This is a genomic window from Colwellia sp. Bg11-28 (assembly GCF_002836245.1).
GTDB classification, from domain to species: Bacteria; Pseudomonadota; Gammaproteobacteria; order Enterobacterales; family Alteromonadaceae; genus Colwellia; species Colwellia psychrerythraea_A.
In genome coordinates, this window is record NZ_PJBA01000006.1 from 1184268 (window position 1) to 1202590 (window position 18323).

An 18323-nucleotide genomic window follows, 5' to 3' on the forward strand; every position below is an offset into this window, starting at 1 on the left:
CATCTCCAAAGTAAGGCTCTATTATGTCATCTATTTTATCAGACACAGCACCACGGTTTTTAGCGGACTACCGCCCAGCTGACTTTACTATTAATACAGTAAATTTAACTATCCATTTAGATGATACTTGTAGTCAAGTGGTCAGTGAATTGACCATAGAGCGAAAAGGTGACGTTCAACAAGCATTACAACTAAATGGTGAGCACTTAACATTAGTATCATTAGTGCTTGATAATCAGGCGCTCAGTAAAGATCAATATCAAATTAATGAGACGTTATTAATTATCCCAGCAAGTAGCTTGCCAGATAGAAGCCATTTTACGCTCATTATTACTACCGAGATAAACCCACAAGAAAACACGGCGCTAGAAGGGTTATTTAAATCAGGTGATGCTTTTTGTACTCAATGTGAAGCTGAAGGCTTTCGACGCATCAGCTATTATCTAGATAGACCTGATGTGATGGCAACATTTACCACTAAGGTTATCGCTGATAAAAACCTATATCCCTACTTATTATCTAATGGTAATAAAGTGGCGAGTGGTGAGTTGTCGGCCAATAAACACTTTGTTACTTGGCATGACCCCTTTCCAAAACCTTGTTACCTTTTTGCCTTAGTCGCAGGTGATTTTGACTTACTTGAGGATAACTTTACGACGGCGTCGGGCCGGGAAGTTGCCCTTGAGATATTTGTTGATAAAGGCAACTTGGCGAAAGCTGAACATGCCATGACGTCACTGCAAAAATCAATGGCATGGGATGAAGAGACATTTGGTCTTGAATATGACTTAGATATCTACATGATTGTCGCGGTAGACTTTTTTAATATGGGTGCGATGGAAAACAAAGGCTTAAATGTTTTTAATTCTAAATACGTACTTGCAGATAGTCATTGCGCAACAGATAGTGACTATTTTAATATTGAAGCGGTTATTGCCCATGAGTATTTTCATAACTGGACCGGAAATCGCGTCACCTGTCGTGATTGGTTTCAACTAAGCTTAAAAGAAGGCTTAACCGTGTTTCGAGATCAGCAATTTAGTGCCCAAATGCATTCAAGTGCGGTGACTCGTATTCAAAACGTACGCGTATTACGTTCTCAGCAGTTTGCTGAGGATGCAGGTCCAATGGCGCATCCAATACGACCTGAAAAAGTACTTGAAATGAATAACTTTTACACGCTAACAGTCTATGAAAAAGGCTCTGAAGTTATTCGTATGTTGCATACATTGATTGGTGTAGATAAATTTAGACAAGGCATGGACTTATATTTCTCTCGTTTTGATGGGATGGCTGTGACTTGTGATGATTTTATCAATGCTATGAGTGATGCTAGCGGTAAAGATTTAGCTCAATTTAAGTTATGGTATAGCCAGTCCGGAACACCTGTGATTAAAGCACAAGAAATGTTTGACTCACAAACTAACATTTATACATTAACTTTATTACAGCAATCACCAATAACTAAAAATCAACAGAATCCACAAGCTTTACATATTCCAATCAAAGTTGAATTAATCAGTGACAATAATGACGAGGCTTCGCAAAGTGAGTTATTAGAATTGACCCAAACCGAGCAAAGTTGGCAGTTTAGTGGTTTTACCAGCAAACCAACGTTAGCAATGCTTGCTGATTTTAGTGCGCCAGTTAAGTTGATTTTTGATCAAAATAATACCAGCCTATTAACCATTATGCAGCAAGCTGATAATAGCTTCTGTCGCTGGGATGCAGGTCAGAAATTGTTAATGTCATACTTACATCAATTAACGTTTGATATTGATTACACTATCCCTAATGAATTAATCAATGCAATCAATGCAATCAATGATATGTTAAATAGTGGTGGCGATCGCGCCTTCATTGCGGAGCAATTATCATTACCGAGTTTCGATGAAGCTGCTAGTTTGATGGTTGATATTGACCCAATAGCATTGACTAATGCGATAACCACACTTGCTACTTTTATTGCGCGAGGTACTCAGCAACAATTACTTGTTAGCTATAAAGCTTGTCAGCAGGACGATTTAAAAGATAATGCTGTAGCGAATAGAGCATTGAAAAATGTTTGTTTGTCCTATTTAAGCCTTTTACCTGAATACCAGTACTTGGTTACGCAACAATACCAGCAAGCGACGAATAATGATGACATATTAAAAGAGAACATGACTGATAGTTTGGCTGCTTTAACCTGTAGCTCAAAAAATAATTTAGACGATTTAAATGAACAATTAGAACATTTCGAAAATAAGTGGCAACAAACTACATTAGTTATGGATAAATGGTTTGCCCTGAATGCTAGCGTGGTCAGTGAAGATGTTTTTACACAACTTGCCAACCTTTTAGAACATCCACAATTTAGCTTAAAAAATCCGAATAGAGCACGCTCGTTAATTGGTGCTTTTGCAATGAATAATCCTAAGTATTTTCATTGTCCGACAGGGCGAGGTTATCAATTCTTAGCTGATCAAATTGCTAAATTAAATGAAATTAATCCACAAGTGGCCTCAAGACTAATAACACCGTTAATTCAATTTAAAAGTTTTGCCCCTGCACATCAAAAGTTAATGAAAGCAGAGTTAGTTAAATTACAGGCATTAACCAACTTGTCTAATGACTTAAAAGAAAAGCTTGATGCTGCACTCAATGACTAATTCAACTTATAATATCACTTGGTAGTAACGTGCTTTGATTTCAAATTAGCACGTTACTAGTATTTATATCCGTAAATGTATTTAATAACATGAAATATTACTTCTCTCTTAAAATAACGACTAATGAATTTCTCCCTTACTACCAAGGCACAGTTCAAAATGTTGTCGTCACAACGACCCAAGGTGTTAAAGTGCAATTTCCTGCTATGCACCTACGAAAGTACCTTACCGTTAATGGTATTCAAGGAGATTTTTGTTTACAAACTCAACAAAATAAATTTTTATCCTTATCTAAACTGAATTAATTTCGCTTCAGTGTTATTAAATAGAGTAATCACTTGAAACAGTGGTCCGACCATTCGCCTTGTGTATTTACAATCCTAAGTTAAACAAATAATCGTTATTTCATGAGCTTATAAAACAAACCTAGTATTGTAATATTTAAATTTCAAACGCACGTTTAAAACAATGCATTAAAGCGGGCATTTAGTTGAATGCAAGTCATTAAAATATAGCGCTTTAACTCCAATGTTTACGCTTGCTACCTAAGTCAAATGATGTAATTATTGCTGTCGTTAGATAAATAATATAACAAGAACTAACTTTTGATTACATTAATGTAGATGAACTTTCGGTGATATTTTATCTTTTAGCATCATGTTCTGAACAGGGGAGAGAATAGATGAAAAACAAGCCTCAACATGGCTTTGCCAAAAAACCTTTAGCTGTAGGTATTGCTGCCGCGCTTTCAATGTCGTTGTTAACTTCAATGGTTAATACTGCTCAAGCAGCAAGATGGGAGCTCGGTGATGTAGAGATCAGTTTTGATTCTACTTTTAGTCTCGGCTCAAGCTGGCGAACAGAAGATAGAAACTGGAATGACAATATAGGTAAGTCTAACAATGCCAATAGCGCCTTAGGCTTTGATAATACTTACAGACCTTACTCACCACTCAATGTGCCTGTTAAAGAAGATGTTTGGAAAGGTGCTGGTGGTTATTCTACCAATGGTGATAACGGCAATTTAAATTATAATGCCGGTGAAAGTTTCTCCAAAATATTTAAAGGTGTTCATGAATTAGATATTCACTATCAAAATGTTGGTGTTTTTGTTCGTGGTATGTATTTTTATGATTATGCCATGATGGATGATGATAGAGCATCCTCTAATGCGCTTACCGGTAATGTTTTCGATCCCTGTCGTGATAGCGAAGCGAAAAAACAAGTCTGTCAAGATATCCGCCTACTCGATGCTTATGTTTATGGTGATTTTGAAATCGGTGAAATGCCATTCTCAGTTCGTCTTGGTGATCAAGTCATTAGCTGGGGTGAAAGTACGTTAATTTCACATGGTATCAGTGAGATCAATGCTGTTGATATTGCACGTTTACGTGCACCGGGTGCTGAATTAAAAGAAGCATTTATTCCGGTTGGTTCCTTATGGGGCTCATTGGGCGTTACAGATAACTTCAACATTGAAGCCTTTTATCAATACGCTTGGGAGAAAACTATTTTACCACCACCAGGTAGTTATTTTTCGACCAACGACTTTGCCGGTGACGGTGGTCAATACAATAATGTTCAACTTGGTTTTGGTGGCAATCCTGACATGAACTTAGATTACCTAATGGCTGGTCTAAATGAAATTGGTGAAGGAGTTCGAACAGGGAAAATATCACCCACGCAAGCTGCTGGAATGTATGGTGCTTATGCTACTAATCTTACCTTAAGAGCACCAGGCTCTAAAGCTGAAAATGATCCTGATGATGGCGGCCAATATGGTTTGCGTTTATCTTGGTTCTTACCTGAATTAAATGATACTGAAATAAGTTTGTATCATGTCAATTATCATAGTCGTCGACCAATATTCTCAGGCGTTACCGCAGATTATAGTGCTGCATCAATAGGCGGAGATATTGGATATCTTGTAGGAAATGAAATTAACGAAGGTAACTATACTGAGTTAAATAGTTTCTCTCGTGTTGAGTTAGATTATGTAGAAGACATTAAAATGTACGCAATGAGTTTTAACACAACCTTGGGTACAACAGCCTTTGCCGGTGAAGTAAGTTATCGTCAAGATGAGCCGCTGCAAATTGATGATGTTGAACTACTATTTGCTGCAGTTCCTCAGCAAGTTTATAATTCAGGAAACCCTGCGGGCGCCGCACTAAATGGTGTTTCGCAAATGGTTAATGCTGATGGTAATCCTTTCGGTCCTGGTGAAAGAGCAAATGGTTATATTCTCTCTGATACTATGCAAGCACAAATGACATTAACGCATTTGTTTGGACCAACGTTTGGCGCGAGTCAATTAGTAGGCCTCATTGAAGTCGGTGGCATTAATATTAATGATATGCCTGAGCAAAGTGAATTACGTTTAAATGGCCCAGGTACCGCTCGCAGTGGTGGTGTTAGTAATGGTGCTCCAGGTTTAAACAAAGCGTTACAAGATGGTGTTGAAACTAACCCATTCCCAACAGAATTTGCTTGGGGTTATCGTGCAATAGCTAAGTTTGAATATACTAACGTTATCGCTGGTATCAACATAGCGCCACGTGTTGTATTTTCCCACGATGTTAGTGGTATTACCCCTGACCCATTGTTTATGTTTATTGAAGGCAGAAAGTCAATGGCGCTAGGAGTAACCTTTGATTATCAAAGTCGTTGGTCAGCCGATTTGAACTATAACAGTTTCTTCGGTGGTGTTGGCACCACTAATAAGATGGAAGATCATGATTATGTTTCTTTCAGCGTAAAATATTCAATCTAATTTAAGGCAGAAATCATGAGAAATAACATGAATAGAGTCAAACTATTATCATTGACCATCTCTATGGTCTTATCGGCGGGTGCTTTAGCAAAAATACCAGCTGATCAAGCGGCAACATTGTCGTCAGAATTAACTCCTTTAGGTGCTACACGTGCGGCTAATAAAGATGGTTCGATTCCAGAGTGGACAGGTGGTATTACTAAGCCACCTGCTGGATATACTCCAGGTGATCATCATATTGACCCTTATCCAACAGATAAAATTGAATATACTATTACAGCGAGTAATCTTGCAGATTACAAATCGTTGTTAACACCGGGACAAATTAAATTATTTGAAACTTATCCTGACACCTATAAAATGAATGTTTATCAAACACGTCGTAGTGCTTCATATCCAGAGCATGTTTATCAGGCTGTTAAAGATAATGCGACACGTTCAGAATTAGTTAAAGAAGGTAATGGTATTAAGCAAGCTGCTGTTGGTATTCCTTTTCCAGTGCCAGCAAATGGTCTTGAAGCTATTTGGAACCACACATTACGCTATCGTGGTGAAAGTGTTACTCGTCAAGCGGGTCAGGCTGCACCGACAGCATCAGGTAGTTTTACTTATGTTGGTTTAAATGAAACATTGTTATTACCATACAGTGTTCAAGGTGCTTCACCAGAGGAGCTTGAAAAAACTAATATTTTGTTTAAGTTCAAACAAAAATTAACTGAGCCTGCTCGTCTAGCTGGTACCGCTTTATTAGTTCATGAAACTATGGATCAAATTAAAACACCTAGACAAGCATGGACCTATAATACGGGTCAACGTCGTGTACGCCGTGCACCGAATGTAGCTTATGATGCACCAGGTACAGCGTCAGATGGTTTAAGAACCACCGATGATTTTGATATGTATAATGGCGCACCAAACCGTTATAACTGGACTTTAAAAGGCAAGCAAGAATTATTGATTCCTTATAACGACTATCGACTGCATAGTGATAAAGTTAAGTATGAAGATATTCTACAGGCAGGGCACATTAATCCAGACTTAGTACGTTATGAAAAGCATCGTGTTTGGGTAGTAGAAGCTAACCTTAAAGAAAATACTCGTCATATGTACAAGAAGCGTGTTTTTTATATCGATGAAGATAGCTGGCAAGTAGCGGTTACTGATATTTATGATAATCGCGATGAGCTTTATCGTGTAGGTGTAGCACATGCTATCAATTATTATGATGTACCAACACTTTGGTCAACGCTTGATGTGTTTCATGATATTCAATCACGTCGTTATATAGCGATAGGGTTAGATAATGAAGCTAAAATGTATGACTTTTCTAAAAAGCTTAACGAGCGAGATTTTACTCCCGCTGCGCTAAGACGAGAAGGTCGTAGATAATCAGTAATATGAAAACGGCTGACAGATGTTAGCCGTTTTTTTTAGTGTTAATTTTGCACTTATCGTAAATTTAACTTAATTTAGTTCTATATTTATTTTTATCATTAGAAAAGTCAAAAGAGTGTTGTTATGCGTTTATTAGTTGCTTTTGCAGTTATATATTTTATCTCGATTTCTCCTGTTTGTGCTGAAAATACAGCGTCAACTATCAATATCCCAACTCCAGCAATAGAGTCTCCATTAGCAAGTAAATCATTATTATTAGACATTTCACTTATTGGTCAAGAAAAGCTAGTAACGGTCGGACAGCATGGCCATATATTACTTTCTAACGACGGTAAAAAATGGCAACAAGCCAATGTACCTGTACAAGTTACATTAACCAATGTGTTCTTTTTAAATAAACAGTTAGGTTGGGCTGTTGGTCATGACGCAACGATATTGCACAGCCAAGATGGTGGGCTCAATTGGCAAGTTCAACAATATTTACCTTTACTAGAAAAACCCCTTTTTGATATTTATTTTAAAAACCCTCAGCAGGGAATTGCTGTTGGTGCTTATGGCCAGGTATTTCGCACCAATGATGGTGGTAGCACTTGGCAAAACGAATTTCATCAAGAGATTTTGTTAGCTGATGATGTTGAATACCTTAATGAATTAAAGGCTGAAGATGAAGCCGCTTATCTAGACGAGATTACCTTCATTTTGCCGCACTTTAATCGTTTGGTTCAAGACGGTAGCAGTTTATTTCTATTAGGTGAAACAGGGTTATTGGCAAAAAGTGATGACTTTGGCCTGACCTGGCAACAATTTGATAACTTTTATCAAGGTTCTTTTTTCTCATTGGCGCGAACGAAAACGGGTAATGTTTTAGTCGCAGGCCTTCGTGGCCATGTTTTTCGTAGCCTCAATAATGGTTCGCAGTGGGATGAAGTTCCCACCAATACCACTGCATTATTAAATGATATTGTTTTTGCTAATGATGAGCGAATTTTCATTCTAGGAAACAATGGTATGTTGCTTATTAGCACCGACGATGGTGAAAGTTTTAGCAAAATACCTCAGCAAGATGGAAAAACGTTAATCGCGGGTGTGTGGTTTAAAGGTCAGTTAATTGCAGTCTCTGATGTTGGTATTAAGGTAGTTGATTTATCTCAAGAATAATTACAGCTACGTAAAACACACAAAATATAATAAATTTAATAAAGTTCGGAATGTATTAATATGAAAATTTCTCTGGCTAACCGTATTGAAGTAGGCCTATTTCGTCATAAACTCCTGGTGTTAATGTTATTCATTATCACCAGTGCTTTTTTTCTCTTCCAAGCGACTCAAATTAGACTCGATGCTTCGTTTACTAAAAATATACCGCTAAACCACAGTTACATGAAAACCTATTTGAAACATAGGACAAACTTTGGTGGTGCGAATAATATTCTAATCTCTGTCTGTGATAGTAATGGCGATATATTCAACGCTGATTTCTTTAACGCCTTAAAAGGTGTACACGACAAGTTGTTTTTCATTCCTGGTGTTGATCGGATCCAAGTAAAATCACTGTTCTCGCCTAGTACTCGTTTTGTCGAGGTCGTTGAGGATGGATTTGCCGGCGGTCCAGTTATCCCCGCAGATTTTCAACCATCAGAAAAAGGCCTTGGCGTAGTTAAGGGCAATATAGAGAAAGCAGGTATTGTCGGTAGTATTGTTGCTGACGATTATAGTTGCGCTATGGTTAAAGCGGCTTTATTAGAATTTAATCCTGATACTGGTGAAAAATTAGATACGCTTGAAATAGCAGAAAAACTAGAACAAGAAGTTCGTCAAGAATTTGAACGCGATAATATCAGTGTACATATCATTGGTTTTGCCAAAATGGTCGGCGATGTTGCTGAGGGTGCTAAGGGTGTAGTATTATTTTTTGCCCTAGCAATAGCCATTACCGCAGTGATGGTCTACATTTTTTGTCATTCTATTCGTTTAACGGTTTTACCTATTCTTTGTTCTTTAGTTGCCGTTGTTTGGCAAATGGGCATGTTATCAAGCCTGGGCTTTGGTCTTGATCCTATGTCGATATTGATTCCCTTTTTAGTTTTTGCCATTGGTGTGAGCCATGGCGTACAAATGATAAATTCGGTCGTTAAAAAAGTTGCAACTGGTTTAACGCCTGCTTCAGCAGCTCAAGCAAGTTTTCGAGCATTGTTGATTCCTGGTGGTGTAGCATTACTCTCCGATACGGTTGGTTTTTTAACGCTACTCTCTATTGATATTGGTATTATCAAAGAACTTGCTATCACCGCTTCGATAGGTGTGGCGATGATTATTTTAACTAACCTTATTTTATTGCCAGTATTACTTTCATTTACCAAAATAAAAGTGAGTGCGAAAGTTGGTCAATTAAGTGAACAAAGTGCTGTGTGGTCATTTATGGCTAGTTTCGCCAGTAAAGGTCCTGCAAGAATAATACTGTTCTTTACGGCTATTTTATTCGTTGTTGGCTTTTATCAAGGCCAAGGTTTGAAAATCGGTGAATTACATGCGGGTGCTCCGGCGTTACATGAATCTTCACGTTACAACCAAGATACTTTCTTAATTACTGATAGGTATGCAATTAGTGTTGATTATATGTCGGTAATTATTGAGACAAGCGCTGATGCATGTACTTATTACGATACCATGTCAACGATAGACCGCTTTCAATGGCAGATGGAAAATGTTGCGGGTGTGCAATCGGCGGTCAGCTTATCTTCTATCTCTAAAATTGTTAATGCCGGTTACAACGAAGGCAATCCAAAATGGCGAGTGATTCCACGTAATCAGCAAACGTTAGTGCAGTCCATTGCACGGGTACCATCGTCTAGCGGTCTTCTTAATAGTGATTGTAGTGTTATGCCAGTGATTTTATTCTTAGAAGATCATAAAGCAGATACGATTAACACTGTCATTGAAGCAGTTAAAGTTACCGCTAAAGAGTTGGGTAGTGAACACGTTCAATTCAAATTAGCCTCTGGGCCAGTCGGTGTTATGGCCGCAACGAATGAAGCGGTTGCAGAAGCTCAGTTACCTATGATGCTTTATGTTTACGGTGCTGTCATTGCATTGTGCCTAATTAGCTTTAGAAGCGTCAGAGCAACTTTAGTCGTTGTTTTACCTTTATATGTAGTTTCTACGCTAGCTCAGTGGTTAATGACGGCACTTGATATCGGATTAACCGTCTCTACCTTACCTGTTATTGCATTGGGCGTTGGTATTGGTGTCGATTATGGTATCTATATACTATCTACCATGAGTACTAAGCTAAAAGAGGGCATGAATGTCCATGATGCATACCTTGAAGCATTAAAAGAGCGTGGTAGCGCTGTACTTATTACCGGCTTAACTTTGGCCATTGGTGTGTCGACTTGGTTTTTCTCAGATTTGAAATTTCAAGTAGATATGGGAATATTACTAACCTTTATGTTTTTGGTTAATATGTTGGCCGCTATTATTATTTTACCTGCACTCTCAGCCTTTTTATGGCCAGAGAAAAGGAATGATAAAAAATAAGAATCGTGACTGAATAGTTTTCGCTGAGGACATCAATGCTAATATAAAATGTTGCCACTAAGTTGTTATATAGCAGCGTTCAACATTTACAATTTTACTTTACATGACAAAAAGCACTTAATTAAATACTTAACCGTATAATTAAGTGTTTTTTTTTTGCTAAAATTAAATAAAAAAAATTTGGCTATATTGCATAAATAAACAATAAAAAAGCTGTTTAACCAGTATCTATTTATGATAACTGCATAAACATAATTAACTGTAAAATAAACGGTTCGTTTACTGCTACATCCCTTAAGAATTAACTCACTAAAATACAAAATAACACTCGCAAAAGCCTAAATTTATTCATAAAATCCGATGGATAGTCTATTCTGATAGACATTATATAAAAATATAAAGTATAAAGGTTATTCTTACGACTGCTTTGGTCGAAAGCATAAACTTTATCAAAACCAAAAATCAATTATTTAAGCTTTTTTTAAAAGGGAACATCCATGGCGTTAGTAAACGGTTCACCCTCGGTTATACTTAGCAATGTTGCACAACTTATCCAGCAAAAAGTAAACGACAAAACAGCTCCCTTAGTAGAGCAGTTTGCTAATTTATTGTACGGAAACTTGTCATCTTTAGATCTCGACCATCGTAATGAAAGTGATATGTATGGTGCGGTGCTTAGTTTATGGAGTTCACTTAATGAGCATAAAGATGATGCTCCTGTTATTCATGTTTTTAATCCTTCAGTAAGTAGAAATGGTTGGAAATCTAGCCATACGATTATTGAAGTGATAATTCAGGATATGCCTTTTTTAGTCGATTCTATCCGCATAGCCTTAAATCGCTTAGGCGTGTCGCCGCATTTAATGTTAAATGCTCCCCTTAAAATTACTCGTGATAAAAAGCACGAAGTAATTGAATTAGCACCTATTGTTGACAGTAAAGTCAAAGCAAGTTCAGAAGAGACTGTGTTTTTAATCGAAATTGACCGTCAATCAAGTCAAGACGAGTTAGACGCGATCAAAACTGCCTTACTCTCTGTTGTAGAAGACATTCGTTTAACAGTCAGTGATTGGAAACCAATGTTAACTTGTTTAAACAAGGTTATTGCTGATGTTAAGAAAGGTAAATATCCAGGACTCAAAACGGATAAAGAAGATACTTTAAGTTTCTTAAATTGGATTTCAGAGAATAACTTTACCTTGATGGGTTATCGTTCATACGACGTTAAAGCCGTTAAGGGAGATATTTCATTAGAAGCGAATGTTGAATCAAGCCTTGGTTTGATGAAAAACTCGCAAGGTTCTAAATCTCGCTTAGTATCTAGCTTAAGTGAGACTGGGCGTAAAGTAGCTCTAGATCAAAATCATCTTATTTTGACTAAAACTAACTCTAGTTCACGTGTTCATCGTCCCGCCCAGTTAGATTATATTGGTGTTAAACGTTTTGATGATAAAGGCAATGTTGTTGGTGAAGAACGCTTTATCGGGCTTTTCGGCTCTGCTTATTACACTAATAGTGCGTTAGATTTGCCCTTTATCAACTCTAAAGTAATGTCTGTTTGTAAAGCGTCTCCTTTTGCAAAAGGAACTCATAATTATAAAGCGTTGATTAATATATTAGAAACGTATCCAAGAGATGAGATATTACAGTCTTCTGTAGATGAGTTACTTCATAATGTAACGGGTATCTTGCAGATGCAGGAACGTGATTATACCGGGTTGTTTGTTCGTCGCGATACCTTTGATCGTTTCTACTCGTGCATGGTGTATGTTCCAAGAGAGCGTTATAACACCCAGCTACGTATGGATACGCAAAAATTATTGCAAGAAGTGTTTAATAGCAATGAAGAAGTCGAATTCACTACCTTCTTCTCAGAATCGGTTCATGCAAGAACCCATTATATTGTTCGAGTGAACTCAACGAAAGCAGATATAGACGTGAAAGAAATTGAAAAGAATTTAAATGAAGCGGCTCGTAACTGGGATGATAAGTTAGTCAGTGCTTTAGGGGCTAATCGTGGTGAAGCTGCAGCGAAAGCATTAAGCCGTAAGTACGTTAAATTTCCACAAGCGTATAAAGATGAAGTATTACCAGGCTCAGCTATTGTAGATATTGAGAAGCTTGAAAATATCAATGCTGACAATGAGCTAGAAATGCTTTTCTATCAACCGCTTGAAGAAAAACCGGATAGCCGTTTTGTTAAGTTAAAATTATTCCATAAAGGCGAACCTATTCACTTAAGTGATGTGTTACCTATGTTGGAAAACTTTGGTTTACGTGTTATCGGTGAAAGACCTTATGCGATTAAAACAACAGAAGATGAAGCGAGTTGGATTTTAGATTTTTCAATGTACCTAACAGGTGAAGGGAAATTTGATGTCTATAAAGTTAGAACGCTGTTCCAAGATGCTTTTGCCAAAGTTTGGCATGGTGACTTAGAAGACGATGGTTTTAACCGTCTTATTTTAGGTGCTGGTATTGAAGGACGTGCAGTCTCTATTTTACGAGCCTTTGCTAAGTATGACCGCCAAATTGCGGGTCGCTTTAGCCAAAGCTACATTGAAAATACTTTCTCACGTTACCCTGAAATTGCTGAACAGTTGATTAAACTATTTACTTTGCGTTTTGATCCAAAGAGTAAAGCAACAGCCATTGCGAAAGAGAAAACAACGAATAAATTATTAGCTGAAATTGAAAGTTCACTTGATAACGTCGCTAACTTAGATGATGACCGCATAATTCGACGTTTTGTTGAAATGATTAATGCCACTATCCGTACTAACTATTTTCAAGCAGATCCTGTTAAAGGTGATAAATCATATATTTCATTTAAAATATTGCCTGAGCAAATAAGTGAAATGCCACAACCTGTGCCAAAATTTGAAATTTTTGTCTATTCTCCACAAATTGAAGGTGTACATTTACGTGGTGGTAAAGTTGCTCGTGGTGGTTTACGTTGGTCAGACAGAAGTGAAGATTTCCGTACTGAAGTACTTGGTTTAGTTAAAGCGCAACAAGTTAAAAACAGCGTTATTGTTCCTGTTGGCGCTAAAGGTGGTTTTGTATGTAAGCAACTACCTAATGGCTCTCGTCAAGAAATCTTTGAAGCAGGTAAAGAGTGTTACCGCACCTTTATTCGCGCCTTACTCGATATTACTGACAATATTGTTGGCGGTGAAATAGTTCCACCAAAAGATGTCGTACGTTTAGATGAAGATGATGCTTACTTAGTTGTTGCCGCTGATAAAGGCACAGCAACGTTCTCAGATGTTGCTAATGCTATATCTGATGAATATAACTTCTGGTTGGGCGATGCCTTTGCCTCAGGTGGCAGTGTTGGTTATGACCATAAAGCTATGGGTATTACAGCCAAAGGTGCATGGGAGTCTGTGAAACGTCATTTCAGAGAAATGGACATTGATTGTCAAAGTTCTGATTTTACCTGTATTGCTATTGGCGACATGGCGGGAGATGTATTTGGCAATGGTATGTTGTTATCAAAACATATTCGTTTACAAGCTGCATTTAACCATATGCATATTTTCATTGACCCAAGCCCTGAAGCCGCAAGTTCGTATGTAGAACGTGAACGCTTATTCAATTTAGCCGGTTGTACTTGGGAAGATTACAATAAAGAGCTAATTTCTAAAGGCGGTGGCATTTTCAGTCGTCATGTTAAATCTATCAAGCTTACCCCTGAAATTAAGAAAATGATTGGTACGCAAAAACAGAGCATGGCGCCTACTGATTTAATGCAAGCGTTACTAACAATGAAAGTTGATTTACTTTGGAACGGTGGTATCGGTACTTACGTTAAAAGTAGCAAAGAATCACACTTAGAAGTGGGTGACAGAGCTAATGATAATTTACGAATCAACGGTACTGACTTGCAAGCCAAAGTTGTCGGTGAGGGTGGTAACTTAGGTTTAACTCAATTAGGACGCATTGAGTATGCTGCCAATGGCGGTCGTATTAACACTGACGCCGTTGATAATGCTGGTGGAGTTGATTGCTCAGATAACGAAGTAAACATTAAAATATTGCTAAATAGTTTGGTACAAAATGGTGACTTAACTATTAAGCAACGTAATAAACTTCTTGCTGATATGACTGATGAAGTCGGTGATATTGTTATTGAAGATTGTTATCGCCAAACACATTCATTATCTATTACAGCAATGCGTGGCGTGAATCAGTTAAAAGAACAAGTTCGCTTTATCCATGAACTTGAAAGAGCAGGTAAATTAAACCGTGGTTTAGAGTTTATTCCTGATGATGAAGAAATTGCTGATAGGTTAGCACAAGGTCATGGGTTAACACGTCCAGAACTCTCTGTATTACTTGCTTATAGTAAAATGGTTCTCAAAGATGATTTCGTCCATGTTGAAATTACAGATAACCCTTATCATAATAGTTTACTTATTGAAGCGTTTCCTAAACAGTTACGCGAAAAATATCAAAATGAAATGCAACAGCATCCATTACGTGCAGAAATTATAGCCACTAAACTTGCCAATAAAATTGGTAACGATATGGGCTTTAATTTTGTTAACCGCATGCAAGAAGAAACGGGAGCAAGTATTGCTGAAATAGCTAATGCTTATACTATTGCCAGTGCCGTATTTGAGCTAGGAGAGTTTTGGAATCAAATTGAAGTATTAGATAATCAAATATCTACTGCTATTCAAACCGAAATGTTGTACCAGTATCGTAGAACAGTTCGACGTGTGACTCGATGGTTCTTGCGTCATCGTAATAAATCGTTGTCGATTGCAGAGTCAATTACTTTGTATCAACCAACGTTTGCTATCATATCTGAGCAGTTAGCAAGCTTTATGATCAGTGAAGAAATTGAAGCTTTAGAGCGAGTGGCGAGTGACTTAGTTGAGTCAGGCGTTCCTAAAGTTATTGCAAAACGAGTTTCTCAATTAAGTACTTTATTCTCGACTATGGATATTGCAGAAATAGCCCATGAAAATAATTGTACTGTAGAACAAGCTGCCAGCTTGTACTTTAAGCTTGGCGCTCGTTTAGAGTTACATTGGTTCTTAGATCAAATTACTCGCCAACCCGTTGCAAACCACTGGCAAGCACTTGCTCGTGCATCCTTTAGAGAAGAGTTAGATTGGCAACAGCGTTCTTTAACTTCGGTTGTATTGCGCTGTCAATGTGATGCGCAATTTGCGGATTTAGAACAGTTGCTTACCGTGTGGATTGATACTAATGAACAACCACTAGAGCGCTGGAAGCATATTTTAGCTGACTTTAAAATTGGTCAGTCTCATGATTTTGCTAAATTCTCAGTAGCCTTACGTGAATTAATGTTATTAAGCTTAAATTGCCAGCCTGTATCACCAAAATAAACGTCAAAAAAACATTGACGTAAATTTATTTTGGCCAATCAAAGCTAGCATATTGTAATGTTAGAGTTAACTGATAAAATCCTCGCTTAGCGGGGATTTTTTATTTTTATTATTCGTAAACAAACCGAGGCATTATGTTTTATCCAGCCATTCGTAAAGTACTTTTTCAGTTTGATGCTGAAACCATCCATGAATTAACCATAAAGGGTTTGAAGAGTACGGGGAAGTCACCGTTTAATGCCTTTTATAAGCAAACTGTGCAAGACAAACCATTAACTGTTATGGGTATCAATTTCCCAAATCCTGTTGGTCTAGCGGCAGGACTTGATAAAAATGGTGAGTGTATTAATGCCTTTGACGCGATGGGGTTTGGTTTCGTAGAGGTGGGCACAGTAACACCACGACCGCAACCAGGTAATGATAAGCCGCGTATTTTTCGTTTGCCAGAGGCTAATGCAGTAATAAATCGCATGGGCTTTAATAATAAGGGGGTGGATTACTTAGTATCGCAAGTACAAGCGGCAAACTTTAAAGGCATTTTGGGTATTAATATTGGTAAGAACAAAGATACCCCTGAAGAAAATGCTAAAGATGATTACCTTCACTGTATGCGAAAAGTCTACGACTTAGCCACTTATATCACGGTGAATATATCGTCTCCAAACACGCCTGGCTTGCGTTCACTGCAATATGGAGATGCATTAAATGAACTATTGGCCGCGTTAAAAGCAGAGCAGACCATACTTACTGAAAAATACGGCAAGTATATACCGCTCGCCGTTAAAATTGCGCCTGATTTAACGGGTGATGAAGTGAAATCGATCGCTAAATCTTTAATTGATAATGGTATAGATGGCGTTATTGCGACGAATACTACCTTAAGTCGTGAAGGTGTTGAAGGTCTTGAATTTGGCACTGAGCAGGGTGGTTTAAGTGGTCAACCGGTTAAAGAGAAAAGTACTCTAGTCATTAAATTACTCAGTGAAGCGCTTAATAATAAATTACCTATTATCGGGGTGGGCGGCATAGCATCAAGTGATGATGCCAATGAAAAACTTGAAGCGGGCGCAAGTTTGGTGCAAGTCTACACTGGCTTTATTTATCAAGGACCACCTTTAGTTAAAGAAATTGTGAATGGTCTATAACAGGTTTTAACGGCAAGTCTTTATGTATTATGTCGAATATTATCCTTTTGTTACAAGTTCTTACTTGCTGTAGTGAGCCAGTAGGCTAGACTAGCCGGACAAAAGGAATAAACAATAATTATTAACAGAGAGTATATCAATGAGTTTCCTGAAAAAAAGTGTTTTAGCGTTAACAATTTCTACCAGTTTAGTGGTTGCTACGGCAAGTTTGGCGCAGCCAGCAAGTTCTGAAAAACATGCTGTTTATGCAACTGAGTTACGTCAATCAGTGTTTAAATTATTAGGTGGAAACATGGGGCCATTAGGCGCGATGGCGAAAGGAAAAATTCCACTTGATGCTAAAGTTGTCGAAAAAAATGCAATACGCATAAATCAATTATCTTTAATGATTGCTGATTATACTCGTACTGATACCTCTAAGTTTGATGTAAAAACAGAAGCTTTAGCTAAAATTTGGCAAGAACCTGAACATTTCAGTAAAAATATCGACCTATTAACAGTCGCTTCTTCTAAATTAATTATTGCTGCTAAATCTAATAATGAAAGTGAAATTAAAAAAGCTATTGGTGGCGTTGGTAAAACCTGTGGTGGTTGTCATGATGACTTTAAAGAAGAATAATTACACGCGTAGTTATTAAATAAAAGTTACTATTTTAAAAGCCTTTAACACAGTTAAAGGCTTTTTTATTATGGCTAATTTACGATTAAAAAATATATATGAAATAGCTAAATGGGCTATTATTTTAAGAGAGAAATAGCTTAAGGAAATTTGCAGTTTTACTCTAGAATTATGTAAATATATGTATTAGACTGGAATAGCTTCTATTTTTTAAATAAGTATTATTTAACATAACTTTATAGGGATTTATTATGAAAAAACTTTTAATAGCATCAACATTATTAATATCTACTTCTGCACTAGCAGATGCACCTGGTAGTCAATCTTGTGGTTGGGGTAATATGCTTTTTGCTGGTCAATCGGGTACTCCAAGCCATGTTCTTGCTGCTACAACTAACACGTCAACTGGTAACAATACTTTTGGTATGTCATTCGGTTCTAATGGTTGTTCAACTAAAGGCACATTGACTTACGGCGGTAAGGAAATGATTGATGTTAGTATGATTATGGACGAATTCAGTGAAGATGTTGCTCGCGGTGATGGTGAAGCAATAACTGCTGTTGCCGTTTCTTTAGGTGTTGCAGAAGCAGATCGGGCTTTATTCAAATCAACGTTACATAATAACTTTAATACATTATTCCCTTCAGAAGAAGCAACAACAGAACATGTAGTAAGCTCAATGTTTTCTTTAATGAAAAATGATGCGACTTTAGTTAAATACACCGTATAGTATTAACTGCTATCGATGATAAAAGGCTACTGTAGGTGGCCTTTTTTAATTATATTACTTTTCTATTTTTCGTTAAGTTAACTCACTATCTCTATTCCTATTAAATATA

The 18323-nt window shown here is 37.3% G+C and carries 10 protein-coding genes; all 10 read left to right on the forward strand.

Translation table 11 applies throughout. The features are described 5' to 3' along the window. The first annotated feature begins 23 nt into the window (after positions 1-23). Positions 24-2651, forward strand: a complete 2628-nt coding sequence (gene pepN / locus CXF79_RS12290; RefSeq protein WP_101155215.1) for an aminopeptidase N — start codon at positions 24-26, stop codon at positions 2649-2651. 89 nt (positions 2652-2740) lie between these two features. Next, a complete protein-coding gene (locus CXF79_RS12295; protein WP_011043613.1) occupies positions 2741-2956 on the forward strand; it encodes a DUF2835 family protein in 216 nt (71 codons plus the stop codon). A gap of 377 nt (positions 2957-3333) precedes the next feature. Then, complete coding sequence (locus CXF79_RS12300; protein WP_101155218.1) at positions 3334-5424, forward strand: DUF1302 domain-containing protein; 2091 nt, start codon at positions 3334-3336, stop codon at positions 5422-5424. 27 nt (positions 5425-5451) lie between these two features. Then, positions 5452-6813 (forward strand): DUF1329 domain-containing protein, encoded by a 1362-nt coding sequence (locus tag CXF79_RS12305; protein ID WP_101156302.1) that lies wholly within the window; start codon positions 5452-5454, stop codon positions 6811-6813. A 129-nt stretch (positions 6814-6942) separates the two neighbouring features. After that, positions 6943-7977, forward strand: coding sequence for a WD40/YVTN/BNR-like repeat-containing protein (locus CXF79_RS12310; protein ID WP_101155220.1), 1035 nt, complete (start codon positions 6943-6945; stop codon positions 7975-7977). Between the two features lie 60 nt (positions 7978-8037). Beyond that, entirely contained in the window at positions 8038-10356 is a 2319-nt protein-coding gene (locus CXF79_RS12315) for an efflux RND transporter permease subunit (RefSeq protein WP_011043609.1), read from the forward strand. 497 nt (positions 10357-10853) lie between these two features. Then, positions 10854-15719, forward strand: coding sequence for an NAD-glutamate dehydrogenase (locus tag CXF79_RS12320; RefSeq protein ID WP_011043608.1), 4866 nt, complete (start codon positions 10854-10856; stop codon positions 15717-15719). A gap of 134 nt (positions 15720-15853) precedes the next feature. Next, positions 15854-16864 (forward strand): quinone-dependent dihydroorotate dehydrogenase, encoded by a 1011-nt coding sequence (gene pyrD, locus CXF79_RS12325; RefSeq protein ID WP_101155222.1) that lies wholly within the window; start codon positions 15854-15856, stop codon positions 16862-16864. A 139-nt stretch (positions 16865-17003) separates the two neighbouring features. Then, complete coding sequence (locus CXF79_RS12330) at positions 17004-17483, forward strand: c-type cytochrome (protein WP_011043605.1); 480 nt, start codon at positions 17004-17006, stop codon at positions 17481-17483. 251 nt (positions 17484-17734) lie between these two features. Continuing rightward, positions 17735-18214, forward strand: coding sequence for a DUF3015 family protein (locus CXF79_RS12335; RefSeq protein ID WP_101155224.1), 480 nt, complete (start codon positions 17735-17737; stop codon positions 18212-18214). Positions 18215-18323: the final 109 nt, after the last annotated feature.

Excerpts from the sequence above, each read along its gene's own strand:
- pepN (WP_101155215.1), top strand. The coding sequence starts at position 24 with ATGTCATCTATTTTATCAGACACAGCACCACGGTTTTTAGCGGACTAC.
- CXF79_RS12330 (WP_011043605.1), top strand. The coding sequence starts at position 17,004 with ATGAGTTTCCTGAAAAAAAGTGTTTTAGCGTTAACAATTTCTACCAGT.
- CXF79_RS12315 (WP_011043609.1), top strand. The coding sequence starts at position 8,038 with ATGAAAATTTCTCTGGCTAACCGTATTGAAGTAGGCCTATTTCGTCAT.
- CXF79_RS12305 (WP_101156302.1), top strand. The coding sequence starts at position 5,452 with ATGAATAGAGTCAAACTATTATCATTGACCATCTCTATGGTCTTATCG.
- CXF79_RS12320 (WP_011043608.1), top strand. The coding sequence starts at position 10,854 with ATGGCGTTAGTAAACGGTTCACCCTCGGTTATACTTAGCAATGTTGCA.
- CXF79_RS12300 (WP_101155218.1), top strand. The coding sequence starts at position 3,334 with ATGAAAAACAAGCCTCAACATGGCTTTGCCAAAAAACCTTTAGCTGTA.
- CXF79_RS12335 (WP_101155224.1), top strand. The coding sequence starts at position 17,735 with ATGAAAAAACTTTTAATAGCATCAACATTATTAATATCTACTTCTGCA.
- CXF79_RS12295 (WP_011043613.1), top strand. The coding sequence starts at position 2,741 with ATGAAATATTACTTCTCTCTTAAAATAACGACTAATGAATTTCTCCCT.
- CXF79_RS12310 (WP_101155220.1), top strand. The coding sequence starts at position 6,943 with ATGCGTTTATTAGTTGCTTTTGCAGTTATATATTTTATCTCGATTTCT.
- pyrD (WP_101155222.1), top strand. The coding sequence starts at position 15,854 with ATGTTTTATCCAGCCATTCGTAAAGTACTTTTTCAGTTTGATGCTGAA.